Source organism: Bacillus sp. RE35, assembly GCF_052146655.1.
In the GTDB taxonomy this organism is placed as follows: Bacteria; Bacillota; Bacilli; order Bacillales; family Bacillaceae_G; genus Bacillus_A; species Bacillus_A cereus.
Genome location: NZ_CP197377.1, coordinates 4,338,282 through 4,353,164, shown reverse-complemented (window position 1 = coordinate 4,353,164; position 14,883 = coordinate 4,338,282). Strand labels below are relative to the sequence as shown.

The window sequence follows — 14,883 nt, the reverse complement described above, 5'->3', positions numbered from 1 at the left end:
TAAAGTGAAAATATCGGAAAGGAGAGGAAAGATGGGAAATCAACATGCAATGGATTTGTTTGAGGAAGAGAAAAAGTTTATAAAAGCGCAAGTTCTTCATACCATTTTCCACAACGAAGAAAACCTCTATTCCGTTGTCAGTATGAAAGTCATTGAAACGAATGAAACGTATGACGAAAAGAAAGTAATGATAAACGGTCATTTTCCCCGCATGCATGAAGATGAAGTGTTTACATTGACTGGTCATTTTAAGGACCATCCAAAGTATGGAAAACAATATATGGTTGAAACATTTAAAAAAGAATTGCCGCAAACAAAAGCAGGTATGGTGCAATATTTAGCGAGTGATTTATTTAAAGGGATAGGAAAGCGTACAGCTGAAAAAATTGTGGACCATCTCGGAGAACATGCTATTTCTAAAATTATGGATGACCCTGAGGCATTAAATGGTGTTGTTAATAAACAAAAGGCTCAGGAAATATATGAGACAATTGTTGAACATCAAGGATTAGAGAAAGTAATGAGCTTTTTAAATGGCTACGGTTTTGGAACGAAACTTTCTATTAAGATTTACCAGCAATATAAAGAGATGACATTAGAAGTGATTCGTAATAATCCGTATCAACTTATTGAAGAAGTGGACGGGATTGGTTTTGGAAGAGCGGATGATATAGGGCGTGCGTTAGGGATATCGGGTAATCATGACGACCGTGTACGAGCGGGATGTTTTTACACATTAGAGAATGTCTCATTACAACTTGGTCATGTTTATATGAGGAAAGATCAACTTGTAAGAGAAACGATGTCACTTTTAAACAATCAAGAAGGAAGAGTGACTGAGGAAGATATTATAGGTTGTATTGAAACGATGCAAAGTGAAGGGAAAGTCATCATAGAAGAAGAACGAGTGTATTTAGCGACGTTATTCTACTCTGAAAAAGGTGTTGTAAAGTCTATTCGCAGGCTTATGAATCAAGAAGAAACACCTTCATTTCCAGAAGCGGAAGTGTTAAAAACGTTAGGTGAAATTGAAGAACAACTGAACGTACAATATGCACCGTTTCAGCAAGAAGCAATTCAAACGGCACTTCATAAACCGATGATGTTATTAACAGGTGGACCAGGAACAGGGAAAACAACAGTTATTAAAGGGATTGTTGAAATGTATGCGTCACTTCACGGATTATCGTTAAATCCGAATGAATACAGTGATGATAATCCATTTCCAATACTATTAACAGCTCCAACAGGAAGAGCAGCGAAGCGGATGAGTGAATCGACAGGACTTCCAGCTTGCACAATTCACCGTTTACTTGGTTGGACGCCAGAAGGATCTTTCCAGCGTAATGAAACGGATCCTGTCCAAGGTAAGCTCCTTATTATCGATGAATTTTCAATGGTTGATATTTGGCTTGCAAATCAGCTATTTAAGTCGTTGCCGACGAATATTCAAGTTATCGTTGTAGGTGATGAAGATCAGTTGCCATCTGTAGGACCTGGACAAGTATTAAAAGATTTATTAAATGCAGGCGCAGTTCCGACAGTGAAGCTTACTGAAATTTATCGTCAAGCGGAAGGCTCATCAGTGATTCAACTTGCCCATGCGATAAAAAATGGAACTCTACCACCAGATTTAGCGCAAAACAAAAAAGATCGTTCGTTTATCAGCTGTACAGGGGCTCAAATTGTTGAGGTTGTGAAAAAAGTTTGCGAAAATGCTAAAACAAAAGGCTTTAGTGCAAGGGATGTTCAAGTATTAGCACCGATGTACCGCGGGCCTGCTGGTATTAATGTATTAAACGAAGCGCTGCAACAAGTATTTAATCCGAAGAGGGAAAAGAGTAAAGAAATTGCTTACGGTGATGTTGTGTACCGAAGAGGTGATAAAGTACTGCAACTCGTGAATCAGCCGGAGAGCCAAGTGTTTAATGGTGATATTGGGGAAATTGTTTCGGTGTTTTATGCAAAAGAAAACGTTGAGCAACAAGATATGATTATCGTTTCATTTGATGGAATTGAGGTAACGTATACGAAGCCCGATTTAAATCAAATTACGCATGCATATTGTTGTTCCATTCATAAATCACAAGGTAGTGAATTTCCGATTGTTATTATGCCAATCGTGAAAAGTTACAACCGTATGTTACGTCGTAATTTAATTTACACGGGTATTACAAGAAGTAAGAAGTTCCTTATTATTTGCGGGGAGGAAGCAGCTTTCCAATCTGGTGTAAATCGCCTTGATGATGCAATGCGTCAAACAACTTTAGCTAGTCGCTTGCAAGAATCACAAGGAGAAGTACAGATGGTCACAGTTAATGGCGAGGAAATGGACGTGGAAAACATTTCACCGTATGATTTCATGTAACAAGGTGAAATTATATAGTGAAACTTTCAAACGCATAGCGTTGAAAGGCTCCAGTAATGTATAAATGAATGCAGTTTGGACATAATGGCGAATAGAATCTGGGAGACTGTAAGGAGATGAAAGCCATATGTTCATTTGTCCAAATTGCAAAGGGAAAGACATTGGAAAAATAGGTGTCAACCAATTTTATTGCTGGAATTGTTATATCGAATTATCGGTTTCAAAGGGGAAAATCCATACACATCAAGTTGAGGAAGACGGTTCATTAAGCTCTCTTGATGATTTATTTGATGAGAATGAAAGAACGATCGGATAACGAAAAGGGGGATTTACTTTGAATCTACGCAATTCATTAATCGCATTAGGTGTTGGAGCTGCAGCATATCAATATGCTCGTAAACAAGATGTATTTTCAAAACGCAATATGAAAAAAGCACGTAAGATGATTAAGTCTTACTTATAATCATTTCGATAAATTGAAAAACTCCCTTGTAGACAAGGGAGTTTTTTTATGCACCCATATGCAAATAAAAAAGTCCGATCTCTGAGAAAAGATAAGATAGACCGTAGCAGCCAACGCCAAGTATTCCATACTGCCATAATTGCTTCGCTTTTTCTTTACGTGAGGAATGAATAAAGAACCCCTTCCAAATACCGAACCCGATACAAATCCATTCAAGAATCATAAAAAGTGCTGATAATCCAAGCATAAACAAAACCATAATTAGCCCTCCTGATTATATTAATTCATGCTGTATTCTCAGGGGTGGTTGTCCTTGTTATGTTATTTATATGTACGTCTTTAAAAAACAGTATGGTCCGTATGAAAAGATTTTAAAAGTTTCGCACATAACCTACCCCATTTATTTTCAAAATAAAGGTGGAGGAGGTTTTTCATGTGAAGAATCTTAAAATCATTTGGATATATCGTTTAGGATTATTGTTACTTGTTTTTCTTTGTCTGCTCGTCTTTTTAAAAATTAAGCCGCTATGGGCACCGATTATTTTTGTATTTAAAGTAGCAATCACGCCGTTTCTTATCGCGTGTTTTATTGCGTATTTATTGCACCCTTTAATTGAAAAAATTCATAAGGAAGGGATGCCCCGTACACTTGCCATTTTGCTCATTTATATCCTTTTCTTTGGCGGAATTGGTTATGGGATTTATAAAGGAACACCAGTTGTTATTAAACAGTTACAAGAGATTAATGAACAATTTCCCCAGTTTACAAAGATGTACGATTCGTGGATGGATGGCGTTACAGAACAAACAGCGAATTTCCCTTCGTTCATTCATGAAAAGGTGAAGCAACTTTTTGTGGGTGTGGAAACGAAGATTCAAGCGCTTTTAAATAAAGTGATGAGTACAGCTCGTGGTGTACTCGATTCATTGCTCATTATTTTCTTAATACCGTTTATTGTATTTTACATATTAAAAGATTATGGTGAGTTTTATCATATCTTTTGGAAACTAGTCCCAAGTAAATGGCGAGGTACGGGGCAAATGCTTGCGAAAGAAATTGATAAGTCACTTGGAAGCTATATTCGAGGACAGTTATTTGTTTGTTTAGTATTAGGGGGAGTATCAGCTCTTTCTTTTTGGTTTATCGGTATGAAATATCCATTATTGCTTGGCATTATTATTGGGGTAACGGATATAATCCCATACTTCGGTCCTATTTTAGGAGCGATCCCGACGTTAATGATTGCAGCAACAGTATCAACGAGTTTACTTATTAAGGCGGGGATCACGATTGCGATTTTGCAATTTGTGGAGAGTAACATTTTATCGCCTTACATCGTTGGTAAGTCACTTCGTATGCATCCCGTTATTATTATGCTTGCCTTACTAGTTGGGGGAGAGGTAGCTGGGATTGTAGGATTGCTAATATCGGTTCCGATTTTAGCAGTTATTCGCACTGTCATTGTTCATGTGAGACCGCTCTTGAAAAAAGAAGATGTGTAAGTATAGAAGCCCTCTATGTAAGAAATAGAGGGCTAATCATATATTTATTTAGAAAGTTGCTCGTGTATTTTTTGAACGAGGGAGCTCACATCATTTGTTTGAATATGTTTTATTTTTTTCCATTCGTTATCATACATAAATATAATTTGATTGTTGAAAAGACGCTTTTGTTCTTTTAGATTAGAAATTTTTGCGAAAGAGTACTCTTCAAATATTGGATTCTTACTTACATCTGGCCCATAAAAGAATAGTCTTTTGTTCGTTAAAATTAGCAATCCTGGCCTTGCGACGGAACGATAAATAAATATGTCTAATGAACATGCTGCGTAAAATAATATCGTTTCGTCAGTCGCTAATATGTTTTTAGCTTTGCTAAGTAAGGTTGTCATTGTGATCGCTCCTTTATTTTATTAACAATAATTTAATTGTAGCAAAAAAAGTAATATTTAGAAATTTTTATAAATCATTCTTATAAGGAGATTCCGATTTGTTAATAAACGCATAATATATGAAAAGGCTGTTAAGAATGAATAGTAGAATACCTATGATTAATAAGCAATTAATACAATATAAATGATTATCTACATTGACAAACTTAAGAGAATTCTATTATATTTAGTCATATAATACATTAAATCAATGACGGAACAAGTACGTTACAGTCCATTTATAGAGAGAAGCTTCCATATGGCTGAAAGAAGCTTTAAATGAAGGGTAACAGAAAGCTAATCCTGAGAGCAGCTAATCACTGCCGTCTTGCCACGTTACGGCACCATGAGGTGATGAATTGATTGTTATTGTAATCAATTCATAATTAGGGTGGTATCGCGAGTTAACTCTCGTCCCTTTTATAGGGACGGGAGTTTTTTATATTTAAGGAGGAAAATACAATGAAACAACTAACAGGCGCACAAATTCGTCAAATGTTTTTAGACTTTTTCCAAGAAAAAGGACATGCAGTAGAACCTAGTGCATCACTAGTTCCACATGAAGATCCATCTCTTCTATGGATTAATAGTGGTGTAGCTACATTAAAAAAATATTTTGATGGACGTGTAATCCCACAAAATCCACGTATTACAAATGCTCAAAAATCAATTCGTACAAACGATATTGAAAACGTAGGGAAAACAGCTCGTCACCATACATTCTTTGAAATGTTAGGAAACTTCTCAATTGGTGATTACTTCAAAGAAGAAGCAATTACATGGGCTTGGGAATTCTTAACGAGCGACAAATGGATCGGATTCGATAAAGAATTACTATCAGTTACAATCCATCCAGAAGATGAAGAAGCATTCACAATTTGGAATGAGAAAATGGGCGTTCCAAAAGAGCGTATTATCCGCTTAGAAGAAAACTTCTGGGATATCGGTGAAGGGCCAAGTGGACCGAATACAGAGATTTTCTATGATCGCGGAGAAGCTTACGGTAATGACTTTAGTGACCCAGAATTATATCCAGGCGGAGAAAACGAGCGTTACTTAGAAGTATGGAACCTTGTATTCTCTCAATTTAACCATAATCCAGACGGTTCATATACACCACTTCCTAAGAAAAACATTGATACAGGGATGGGTCTAGAGCGTATGACATCTATCGTTCAAGATGTACCTACGAACTTTGATACAGACCTATTCATGCCGATGATTGGTGCAACAGAAACAATTTCTGGTGAAAAATATCGTAATGGCGATTTAGAAAAAGATATGGCATTCAAAGTAATTGCTGACCATATCCGTACAGTAACATTCGCTGTTGGTGACGGTGCTCTTCCATCTAACGAAGGCCGTGGTTATGTATTACGTCGTTTATTACGCCGCGCTGTTCGTTATTCGAAGAAATTAAACATCAACCGTCCATTTATGTTTGAATTAGTACCGGTTGTTGGAGAAGTAATGAAAGACTTCTATCCAGAAGTACTTGAAAAGAAAGATTTCATTGCGAAAGTTGTGAAGAACGAAGAAGAGCGTTTCCATGAAACACTTCATGATGGTGAAGCGATTTTAGCTGAAGTAATTGCAAAAGCAAAAGAAGAAAAAACAACTGTTATTTCTGGAGTAGATGCGTTCCGTCTATATGACACATACGGTTTCCCAATTGAATTAACAGAAGAATATGCAGAAGAAGCTGGCATGACAGTTGATCATGAAGGTTTTGAAAATGAAATGGAAAAACAACGTGAGCGTGCACGTGCTGCTCGTCAAGACGTTGATTCTATGCAAGTTCAAGGTGGTGTCCTTGGAGAAATTAAAGTAGCGAGCGAATTCGTTGGTTACGGTACAGTTGCAACAGAAAGTAACGTTGTTGCACTTGTGAAAAACGGCGAATACACAGACAGCTTACAAGCTGGTGAAGAAGGACAGTTAATTCTTGATGTAACACCATTCTATGCTGAGAGTGGTGGACAAATCGCAGACCGTGGTTACCTTCTTGCAGATGGTGTGAAAGTTCTTGTAAAAGACGTACAAAAAGCACCAAACGGCCAAAACTTGCATAAAGTTGTTGTTGAAGAAGGTACATTAACGAAAGATGCGGCTGTAAAAGCTATTATCGATACGAAAAACCGTAGTAGCGTTGTAAAAAATCATACAGCAACTCACTTACTACACCAAGCATTAAAAGACGTACTTGGAACACACGTTAACCAAGCAGGTTCTCTTGTAACTTCTGAACGTCTACGTTTTGACTTCTCTCACTTCGGTCAAGTACAAGCTGACGAATTAGAAAAAATTGAGCGTATGGTAAACGAAAAAATTTGGGAAAGTATTGATGTTGAGATTTCTCAAAAAGCAATCGAAGAAGCGAAAGAAATGGGCGCAATGGCATTATTCGGTGAAAAATACGGAGATGTTGTACGCGTTGTACAAGTTGGCGATTACAGCTTAGAGCTTTGTGGTGGTTGTCACGTTGATAATACAGCTTCTATCGGTATTTTCAAAATCGTTGCTGAGTCTGGTATTGGTGCAGGAACTCGTCGTATTGAAGCAGTAACTGGTAAGTCTGCATACGAATTAATGAACGATCAAGTAGGTTTATTAAAAGAAGCAGCAGGAAAAATGAAAACAAATCCGAAAGATATTTTAACAAGAGTTGATGGTCTATTTGCTGAAGTGAAACAACTGCAAAAAGAAAATGAATCTCTTGCTGCGAAATTAAGCAATATCGAAGCTGGAAACTTAACTGATTCTGTAATGACAGTTGATGGTGTGAATGTATTAGCAGCGAAAGTAAATGTTGCAGATATGAACAACTTACGTACGATGATGGATGATCTGAAAAATAAATTAGAGTCAGCAGTTGTTGTATTAGCGTCTGTTAATGACGATAAAGTAAACATCCTAGCAGGTGTAACGAAAGACTTAATTAGCCAAGGTTACCATGCTGGTAAACTTGTGAAAGAAGTAGCTTCTCGTTGCGGCGGTGGCGGTGGTGGCCGTCCTGATATGGCACAAGCAGGCGGTAAAAACCCAGCTCAAGTCGAAGAAGCTTTAGCATTTGTACAAGAGTACGTTAAATCTGTTTCAAAATAAAGAGATAGTAGTGTACAATGGTAGGGAGAGGAGAAGTTCTTCTCCCTATACTTACTATATAAGTGAGGTGCTTGAAATGGACGGTTTTGATAAAACAATGAAGTTTAGCATTCAAGATGAAAAACAGAGTGTCCATGTAAATGATGTACTTTTAACTGTGTATGATGCACTTCAAGAAAAAGGCTATAATCCGATTAACCAAATCGTCGGTTATTTATTAAGTGGAGACCCAGCATACATACCTCGCCATAAAGATGCACGTAGCATCATTCGCAAGCTTGAACGTGATGAGTTAATTGAAGAGCTTGTGAAGTCTTACTTGAAACATCATCGTGAGGAGTAGTTTATGCGGATATTAGGTTTAGATGTAGGTACAAAAACAGTCGGAGTTGCAATTAGCGACGAGATGGGCTGGACAGCACAAGGATTAGAAACAATTAAGATTAACGAAGAACGAGGTCACTTTGGTTTTGATCGTATTTCTGAGTTAGTAAAGCAGTACAATGTGGACAAAATAGTAGTAGGTTTACCTAAAAATATGAATGGTACAATTGGCCCACGTGGTGAAGCGTGCCAACAATTTGCAGAAAACCTACGAGAGCTGTTACAATTAGACGTTGTAATGTGGGACGAGCGTTTGTCAACAATGGCAGCGGAACGTCTACTCATTTCAGCTGATGTAAGTCGTAAGAAGCGAAAACAAGTAATCGATAAGATGGCTGCAGTCGTAATCTTACAAGGATTTTTAGATAGAAAATAAGAGGTGACCAAAATGGAAGAACGTCAAATTACAATTGTAGACGAAAAAGGTAACGAACATTTATGTGAAATTATTTTCACTTTTGATGCTGACAAATTTGGTAAAAAATCATACGTAATCTTCTCTCCAATCGGTGAAGTAGATGAAGATGGAGACCCAATTTATGATGCAATGGCTTATGAGCAAAATGAAGAAGAGGGCGGAGTTTTACTTCCAATCGAATCAGAAGAAGAGTGGGAAATGGTACAAGAAACGTTTAACACTATTGCTGATGAGCAAGAAGCTGAATAATAAGTACTGAAAAGATGGACGACATACAGTCCATCTTTTTTTTGTATTTATATGTAAAATGAAAGATTTTTTGTCGAAACTGTGTAAGTCTTTGTAGTATAATGAGACGGATTGTAGAAAAATAAAGTATCAATTAAAAAAGATAAGTGAATTTGTTGCGTTTTTACATCGTGCTGTATAGAAAGGTGTACATACGGTCTACAATTAAGTAAGGAGGAAATGTTTTGATAGAGAATCAAGTGAAAAAGAAGCGTAGACGCATCTTTTTATTTTCGATTATTGCACTGCTTTTAGTTTGTGGTTCAGTCTATGCGTATATTTCATCCGCATTAGGACCAGTTGATAGCGGGAATAAAAAAGAGATTGAAGTAGAAATTCCGAAAGGATCATCTACAAGTAAAATTGGAGAAATTTTAGAAGAAAAAGGCGCTGTAAAAAACGGTACAGTTTTTAGTTTTTATACAAAGGCTAAATCGAAAAGTTTACAAGCAGGTACATATTTATTAAATCCTTCAATGAATGCTGAAGATGTGATCGAACAAATGTCATCTGGCAACGTGCATCGTCCAGCTCTTTATAAAGTGACGATTAAAGAAGGGGCGCAAGTAACTGAAATTGCAGAAACGATTGCGACAGAACTAAAGTGGAATAAAGATGATGTTACGCGTCAATTAAACGATAAAGCATTTATTCAAAAAATGCAGCAAAAGTATCCGAAGTTATTAACAGATAAAATCTTTGATAGTAATATTAAATACCCATTAGAAGGTTATTTATATCCTGCAACGTATTCGTTTTATAAGAAAGATACGACGTTAGAAGCAATTGTAATTCCAATGCTTGAGAAAACAAATGCAATCATTGTTCAAAATGAGGCGAAAATGAAAGCGAAGAATTGGGATGTTCATCAGCTTTTAACATTATCTTCACTTATTGAAGAAGAGGCAACTGGTTTTACAGATCGTCAAAAGATCTCTAGTGTCTTTTATAATCGTTTAACAAAAGGCATGCCACTTCAAACGGATCCAACGGTATTATATGCACTTGGAAAGCATAAACAACGTGTATTATACGAAGATTTAAAGGTCAACTCACCGTATAATACGTATGTTGTAAAAGGATTGCCGGTAGGGCCGATCGCAAACTCTGGTAAACATTCAGTGGAAGCTGCGTTAGAACCTGCGCAAACAGATTATTATTATTTCTTAGCTGCACCAAGTGGTGAAGTGTATTATGCGAAAACATTAGAAGAGCATAATGCATTAAAGCAAAAATACATTACGAAAAAACAGTGAAATGGGGAGGGATAGCGAAAAAAGTCGCACATCCCTCTTTTTTGTGGTAAAATATATCGGGTTAAAAACTGGCAGAAGAATCGTTTTTAATATCAAAACGGGACGTACAAGCTAAGGGTAAAGCTGGCTTGTATTTTTATTGCATTCTATGTGTGAAAAGACGTCATAGAGGCACTTCTCCATGTAAATAAGGAGGACCATTTATGGAGGATGCAGTTAACGAGTACCTATTATCATTTATTGATCCGAAAGATAAATTAATTCTTGAAATGGAAGAATATGCAACAGAAAATCATGTGCCGATTATGGATCGACTTGGAATGGAATTTATGCTGCAATTTTTACGTTTAATTGGACCGAAAAGCATTTTAGAACTTGGAACAGCAATCGGTTATTCTAGTATTCGTATGATGCAAGCTATTCCAAATTCACGTATTGTGACAGTTGAGCGCAATCGTGAGAGATATGAAAAAGCACTTGAATATATAGAACGTTCCCCAGTAACAGATCGTATTTCAGTTATTTACGGTGATGCGTTAGAGACAGGTGAACAAGTAAAAGAACACGGGACATTTGACGTTATTTTTATTGATGCAGCAAAAGGACAGTATCGTCGCTTTTTTGACTTATATGAACCGTTATTAAATCCTGGTGGAGTAATTATTTCAGATAATGTTATGTATCACGGTCTTGTAACGACAAAAGAGAAAATTGAAAACAGACGTACACGTGGTTTAATCCGTCGTATTAAGACGTACAATGAGTGGCTTATGAATCATGAAGGATATGATACAACGATTTTCCCAATTGGTGATGGAGTAGCTGTTAGTAAAAAGAGAGGGTGACCAAGGTATGAAGAAACCTGAATTGTTAGTAACGCCAAGAGCGGTGGCGGATATCGAACCTCTTGCGAAAGCAGGAGCAGATGCGGTAATGATCGGTGAGCAAAAGTTTGGTTTACGTTTAGCAGGGGAGTTTTCACGTGAAGATGTAAAACAAACTGTGAAGATTGCACATGAAAATGGTGTGAAAGTATACGTAGCCATGAACGCTATGTTCCACAACGATAAAGTAGAAGAATTAACAGATTACGTTTCATTTTTAAACGAAGTAAATGTAGATGCAATTGTTTTCGGAGATCCAGCGGTATTAATGGCTGTTCGCGAAGTAGCACCAAATATGCAGTTGCACTGGAATACAGAAACGACAGCAACAAACTGGTTCACTTGTAACTACTGGGGACAAAGAGGAGCGAAGCGCGCTGTATTAGCTCGTGAGCTGAGCTTAGATGAAATTGTTGATTTAAAAGAAAATGCTGAAGTGGAACTAGAAGTACAAATTCACGGTATGACTTGTATGTTCCAATCGAAGCGTTCATTAGTAGGAAACTACTTTGAGTATCAAGGACGTAATCTTGACATTGAAAAGAAAAAATATGAAGAGAATATGTTCTTATATGACCCAGAGCGTAACAATAAATATCCAATTTATGAAGATGAAAATGGTACTCACATTATGAGTCCGAACGATATTTGTTTCATCGATGAATTAGAGGAACTAATCGAAGCTGAAGTTGATAGCTTAAAAATCGACGGTGTACTAAAAAGCTCTGAATACATTATTGAAGTAACGAAGAAATATCGTCAAGCGATTGATTTATGCGTAGAAGATCGTGGTGCATATTATGACGTGAAAGATGATCTATATAAAGAAATAGAAGAAATGCAACCAGTAAATCGTCCGTTAGATACAGGATTCTTCTTTAAAGAAACGGTTTACTAAACGAGGAGGGTGTAGGAAATGACTGTACAAGAAATTTCACGAGTGATCGATGGCAAACGTGTTATTGTGAAGAAACCTGAACTGTTAATCCCTGCGGGTAACTTAGAAAAATTAAAAGTAGCTATCCATTACGGGGCAGATGCTGTATATTTAGGTGGACAAGAATTTGGTCTTCGTTCGAATGCAGGTAACTTTACGCTAGAAGAAATGGCAGAAGGCGTTGAGTTTGCAAAGAAGTATGGAGCAAAAATATACGTAACAACAAATATCTTTGCACATAATGAAAATATGGACGGGCTAGAGGAATATTTAAAAGGGATTGAAAAAGCTGGCGTAACGGGAATTATCGTTGCTGATCCGCTTATCATTGAGACTTGTAAACGCGTAGCGCCTTCTGTTGAGGTGCATTTAAGCACACAGCAATCACTATCCAACTGGAAAGCAGCACAGTATTGGAAAGAAGAAGGTTTACATCGTCTTGTATTAGCTCGTGAAGCAAGCTATGAAGAAATGAAAGAAATTAAAGAAAAAGTGGATATTGAAATTGAAGCATTCGTACATGGTGCAATGTGTATCGCATATTCAGGAAGATGTACATTAAGTAACCATATGACAGCGCGTGATTCTAATCGTGGTGGTTGTTGCCAATCTTGCCGCTGGGATTATGATTTAGTTCAAACAGTATCACAACATAAAGATGCAAAAGAGCTTCCTCTATTCCAAGAAGGAGATGCTCACTTTGCGATGAGTCCAAAAGATTTAAATTTAATTTTATCAATTCCGAAAATGATTGAAATCGGAATCGATAGCTTAAAGGTAGAAGGACGTATGAAATCAATCCATTACGTAGCGACTGTAGCAACTGTATATCGTAAAGTAATTGATGCTTATTGTGCGGATCCAGATAACTTTGAGTTTAAACAAGAATGGTTAGATGAGCTTGATAAATGTGCAAATCGTGATACAGCTCCTGCATTCTTTGAAGGGGTTCCAGGACATCAAGAGCAAATGTTTGGAAATCATAGTAAGAAAACAACGTATGATTTTGCTGGTTTAGTGTTAGATTATAATGAAGAAACGGGCATCGTAACGATTGAGCAACGTAATCATTTCAAACCAGGACATGAAGTGGAGTTCTTTGGACCAGAAATAGAAAACTTTACGCAAACGGTGGAGAAAATTTGGGATGAGGATGGAAACGAATTAGATGCAGCGAGACATCCGTTGCAAATCGTGAAATTCAAAGTGGATCAACGAGTGTATGTGAATAATATGATGCGCAAAAGCATACTTCAATAAGAAAGAGTGATAGTCGAATGGGGACGAATAAGCCTGTTGTAATTGGAATTGCTGGTGGTTCGGGATCAGGTAAAACGAGTGTAACGAAAGCGATTTTTGACCATTTTAAAGGTCATTCTATTTTAATCTTAGAGCAAGATTATTATTACAAAGATCAAAGCCATTTACCAATGGAAGAGCGTTTAAAAACAAATTATGATCATCCGCTTGCGTTTGATAATGATCTGTTAATTGAACATTTGCAGCAGTTGCTTGCATATGAGCAAATTGATAAGCCTGTATATGACTATACATTGCATACGCGTTCAGAAGAAATTATTCCAGTTGAGCCGAAAGATGTAATTATTTTAGAAGGAATTCTTATTTTAGAAGACCCACGTCTTTGCGAGTTAATGGACATTAAATTATTCGTTGATACGGATGCTGACCTTCGTATTCTGCGTCGCATGCAGCGTGATATTAAAGAGCGCGGTCGTACGATGGATTCAGTTATTGATCAGTACGTAAATGTTGTACGTCCAATGCACAATCAATTTATTGAGCCTTCTAAGAAATTTGCGGATATTATTATCCCTGAAGGTGGACAAAACCACGTTGCAATTGATATTATGGTGACAAAAATTGCAACAATTCTTGAACAAAAAGTAAATTTGTAATAGCATAGTAAAAGATATACGGTAGGAAGGGATTTTTTCCCTTCCTATCGAATACAATGAAACATGCAACCTCATCTATATATAGGTGAGGGCATATTTATATCAACTTTCCATACATATCTTCTTTATATAAAGAAGAATTGGAAATACGGGGTTGTATGTGACAACTCCGCTAGTGCAAGGGTACTAGAAACCTCCGCTAACAATGGAAGCGGAGGAGTTTTCATATGGAACTCCTCTTTTTTTCGGGGGATTGGTATATAAAAGGAGTGGAAAATATGTCAACAGAAAAAACATACCCTATGACGCAAGAGGGTAAGCAAAAACTAGAGAACGAACTTGAGCAATTAAAAACAGTAAGACGTAAAGAAGTAGTAGAACGTATTAAAATCGCACGTAGCTTCGGGGACCTTTCTGAGAACTCTGAGTACGATGCAGCGAAAGATGAGCAAGCGTTCGTAGAAGGACGTATTACACAATTAGAAAATATGATTCGTAACGCAGTTATCATTAAAGATAATGGCGAAGTATCAACTGTTGTTACATTAGGTAAAACAGTAACATTTAAAGAATTACCAAATGGAGATGAAGAAGCGTACACAATCGTAGGTAGCGCGGAAGCTGACCCATTTGAAGGAAGAATTTCTAACGATTCTCCAATCGCAAAAAGCTTATTAGGTAAGCAAATTGGTGAGAAAGTAACAATCCAAACACCAGGCGGAGAAATGCAAGTAGAGATTGTCTCTGTAAAATAAAAAAAAAGATTCTCCTATCGGGAGAATCTTTTTTTTTATCCCGCTATTTGCCAGGCAGTAAGACCACTATCTCAAACTTCAGCGGAAGTAAAGAAGTTAGGTGGGCGTCGGACTGCTCGTAAACGCCCGCTTGGTGAGGGCTAATTAAAGTTTCACTTTATCTGTAGAATAGAAAAAA

16 protein-coding genes and 1 other annotated feature are annotated in these 14,883 nt (G+C 37.0%); of the genes, 14 read left to right on the top strand and 2 right to left on the bottom strand.

Going from position 1 to position 14,883, the window contains the following annotated elements; genetic code table 11:
* The first annotated feature begins 31 nt into the window (after window positions 1-31).
* The 3 genes from recD2 to ACTL4X_RS22240 all read left to right on the top strand — a co-directional run bounded on the left by recD2 (window position 32) and on the right by ACTL4X_RS22240 (window position 2,831).
* On the top strand, window positions 32-2,368 hold the full coding sequence (recD2, locus tag ACTL4X_RS22250; protein ID WP_000528082.1) for an SF1B family DNA helicase RecD2: 2,337 nt from the start codon (window positions 32-34) through the stop codon (window positions 2,366-2,368).
* A 127-nt stretch (window positions 2,369-2,495) separates the two neighbouring features.
* Complete coding sequence (locus ACTL4X_RS22245; RefSeq protein ID WP_000469281.1) at window positions 2,496-2,684, top strand: hypothetical protein; 189 nt, start codon at window positions 2,496-2,498, stop codon at window positions 2,682-2,684.
* Window positions 2,685-2,702: 18 nt separating this feature from the next.
* Entirely contained in the window at window positions 2,703-2,831 is a 129-nt protein-coding gene (locus tag ACTL4X_RS22240) for a YrzQ family protein (protein ID WP_001053553.1), read from the top strand.
* A gap of 46 nt (window positions 2,832-2,877) precedes the next feature.
* On the opposite strand, the gene ACTL4X_RS22235 is transcribed toward ACTL4X_RS22240, so the two are convergent.
* Window positions 2,878-3,090: a hypothetical protein gene (locus ACTL4X_RS22235; RefSeq protein ID WP_000242535.1), complete on the bottom strand. Its 213-nt coding sequence runs from the start codon at window positions 3,088-3,090 to the stop codon at window positions 2,878-2,880.
* A gap of 176 nt (window positions 3,091-3,266) precedes the next feature.
* Between ACTL4X_RS22235 and ACTL4X_RS22230 the strand changes: the two genes are divergently transcribed.
* Window positions 3,267-4,334 (top strand): AI-2E family transporter, encoded by a 1,068-nt coding sequence (locus ACTL4X_RS22230; RefSeq protein WP_000793128.1) that lies wholly within the window; start codon window positions 3,267-3,269, stop codon window positions 4,332-4,334.
* A gap of 44 nt (window positions 4,335-4,378) precedes the next feature.
* Here ACTL4X_RS22230 and ACTL4X_RS22225 read toward each other — a convergent pair whose 3' ends face one another.
* Window positions 4,379-4,723 carry a PH domain-containing protein gene (locus ACTL4X_RS22225; protein WP_000209578.1) on the bottom strand — a complete coding sequence of 115 codons (345 nt, stop codon included), beginning with the start codon at window positions 4,721-4,723 and terminating at the stop codon, window positions 4,379-4,381.
* 241 nt (window positions 4,724-4,964) lie between these two features.
* Window positions 4,965-5,184: a binding site (T-box leader), on the top strand.
* A 40-nt stretch (window positions 5,185-5,224) separates the two neighbouring features.
* On the opposite strand from ACTL4X_RS22225, the gene alaS reads away from it, so the two are divergent.
* The 10 genes from alaS (at window position 5,225) to greA (ending at window position 14,705) form a co-directional block, all read left to right on the top strand.
* Window positions 5,225-7,867 carry an alanine--tRNA ligase gene (gene alaS, locus ACTL4X_RS22220; protein WP_000811825.1) on the top strand — a complete coding sequence of 881 codons (2,643 nt, stop codon included), beginning with the start codon at window positions 5,225-5,227 and terminating at the stop codon, window positions 7,865-7,867.
* Window positions 7,868-7,943: 76 nt separating this feature from the next.
* The gene (locus ACTL4X_RS22215; protein ID WP_000348590.1) at window positions 7,944-8,210 is read left to right on the top strand and encodes an IreB family regulatory phosphoprotein; all 267 of its coding nucleotides are present in this window, start codon (window positions 7,944-7,946) and stop codon (window positions 8,208-8,210) included.
* Window positions 8,211-8,213: 3 nt separating this feature from the next.
* Window positions 8,214-8,627, top strand: coding sequence for a Holliday junction resolvase RuvX (gene ruvX / locus ACTL4X_RS22210; RefSeq protein ID WP_001221192.1), 414 nt, complete (start codon window positions 8,214-8,216; stop codon window positions 8,625-8,627).
* A 12-nt stretch (window positions 8,628-8,639) separates the two neighbouring features.
* Window positions 8,640-8,918: a DUF1292 domain-containing protein gene (locus tag ACTL4X_RS22205; RefSeq protein ID WP_000392730.1), complete on the top strand. Its 279-nt coding sequence runs from the start codon at window positions 8,640-8,642 to the stop codon at window positions 8,916-8,918.
* A 224-nt stretch (window positions 8,919-9,142) separates the two neighbouring features.
* The gene (gene mltG / locus ACTL4X_RS22200) at window positions 9,143-10,213 is read left to right on the top strand and encodes an endolytic transglycosylase MltG (protein ID WP_000572134.1); all 1,071 of its coding nucleotides are present in this window, start codon (window positions 9,143-9,145) and stop codon (window positions 10,211-10,213) included.
* Window positions 10,214-10,416: 203 nt separating this feature from the next.
* Window positions 10,417-11,058: an O-methyltransferase gene (locus tag ACTL4X_RS22195; RefSeq protein ID WP_000389102.1), complete on the top strand. Its 642-nt coding sequence runs from the start codon at window positions 10,417-10,419 to the stop codon at window positions 11,056-11,058.
* A 7-nt stretch (window positions 11,059-11,065) separates the two neighbouring features.
* Window positions 11,066-11,995, top strand: coding sequence for a peptidase U32 family protein (locus ACTL4X_RS22190; protein WP_075677870.1), 930 nt, complete (start codon window positions 11,066-11,068; stop codon window positions 11,993-11,995).
* An 18-nt stretch (window positions 11,996-12,013) separates the two neighbouring features.
* A complete protein-coding gene (locus ACTL4X_RS22185) occupies window positions 12,014-13,294 on the top strand; it encodes a peptidase U32 family protein (protein WP_000217974.1) in 1,281 nt (426 codons plus the stop codon).
* A 17-nt stretch (window positions 13,295-13,311) separates the two neighbouring features.
* Window positions 13,312-13,950, top strand: a complete 639-nt coding sequence (gene udk, locus ACTL4X_RS22180; protein ID WP_000537078.1) for a uridine kinase — start codon at window positions 13,312-13,314, stop codon at window positions 13,948-13,950.
* Window positions 13,951-14,228: 278 nt separating this feature from the next.
* A complete protein-coding gene (gene greA / locus ACTL4X_RS22175) occupies window positions 14,229-14,705 on the top strand; it encodes a transcription elongation factor GreA (RefSeq protein ID WP_014894880.1) in 477 nt (158 codons plus the stop codon).
* Window positions 14,706-14,883: the final 178 nt, after the last annotated feature.

Excerpts from the sequence above, each read along its gene's own strand:
- recD2 (WP_000528082.1), top strand. The coding sequence starts at position 32 with ATGGGAAATCAACATGCAATGGATTTGTTTGAGGAAGAGAAAAAGTTT.
- ACTL4X_RS22245 (WP_000469281.1), top strand. The coding sequence starts at position 2,496 with ATGTTCATTTGTCCAAATTGCAAAGGGAAAGACATTGGAAAAATAGGT.
- ACTL4X_RS22235 (WP_000242535.1), bottom strand. The coding sequence starts at position 3,090 with ATGGTTTTGTTTATGCTTGGATTATCAGCACTTTTTATGATTCTTGAA.
- ACTL4X_RS22225 (WP_000209578.1), bottom strand. The coding sequence starts at position 4,723 with ATGACAACCTTACTTAGCAAAGCTAAAAACATATTAGCGACTGACGAA.
- alaS (WP_000811825.1), top strand. The coding sequence starts at position 5,225 with ATGAAACAACTAACAGGCGCACAAATTCGTCAAATGTTTTTAGACTTT.
- ACTL4X_RS22215 (WP_000348590.1), top strand. The coding sequence starts at position 7,944 with ATGGACGGTTTTGATAAAACAATGAAGTTTAGCATTCAAGATGAAAAA.
- ruvX (WP_001221192.1), top strand. The coding sequence starts at position 8,214 with ATGCGGATATTAGGTTTAGATGTAGGTACAAAAACAGTCGGAGTTGCA.
- ACTL4X_RS22205 (WP_000392730.1), top strand. The coding sequence starts at position 8,640 with ATGGAAGAACGTCAAATTACAATTGTAGACGAAAAAGGTAACGAACAT.
- ACTL4X_RS22195 (WP_000389102.1), top strand. The coding sequence starts at position 10,417 with ATGGAGGATGCAGTTAACGAGTACCTATTATCATTTATTGATCCGAAA.
- ACTL4X_RS22190 (WP_075677870.1), top strand. The coding sequence starts at position 11,066 with ATGAAGAAACCTGAATTGTTAGTAACGCCAAGAGCGGTGGCGGATATC.
- ACTL4X_RS22185 (WP_000217974.1), top strand. The coding sequence starts at position 12,014 with ATGACTGTACAAGAAATTTCACGAGTGATCGATGGCAAACGTGTTATT.
- udk (WP_000537078.1), top strand. The coding sequence starts at position 13,312 with ATGGGGACGAATAAGCCTGTTGTAATTGGAATTGCTGGTGGTTCGGGA.
- greA (WP_014894880.1), top strand. The coding sequence starts at position 14,229 with ATGTCAACAGAAAAAACATACCCTATGACGCAAGAGGGTAAGCAAAAA.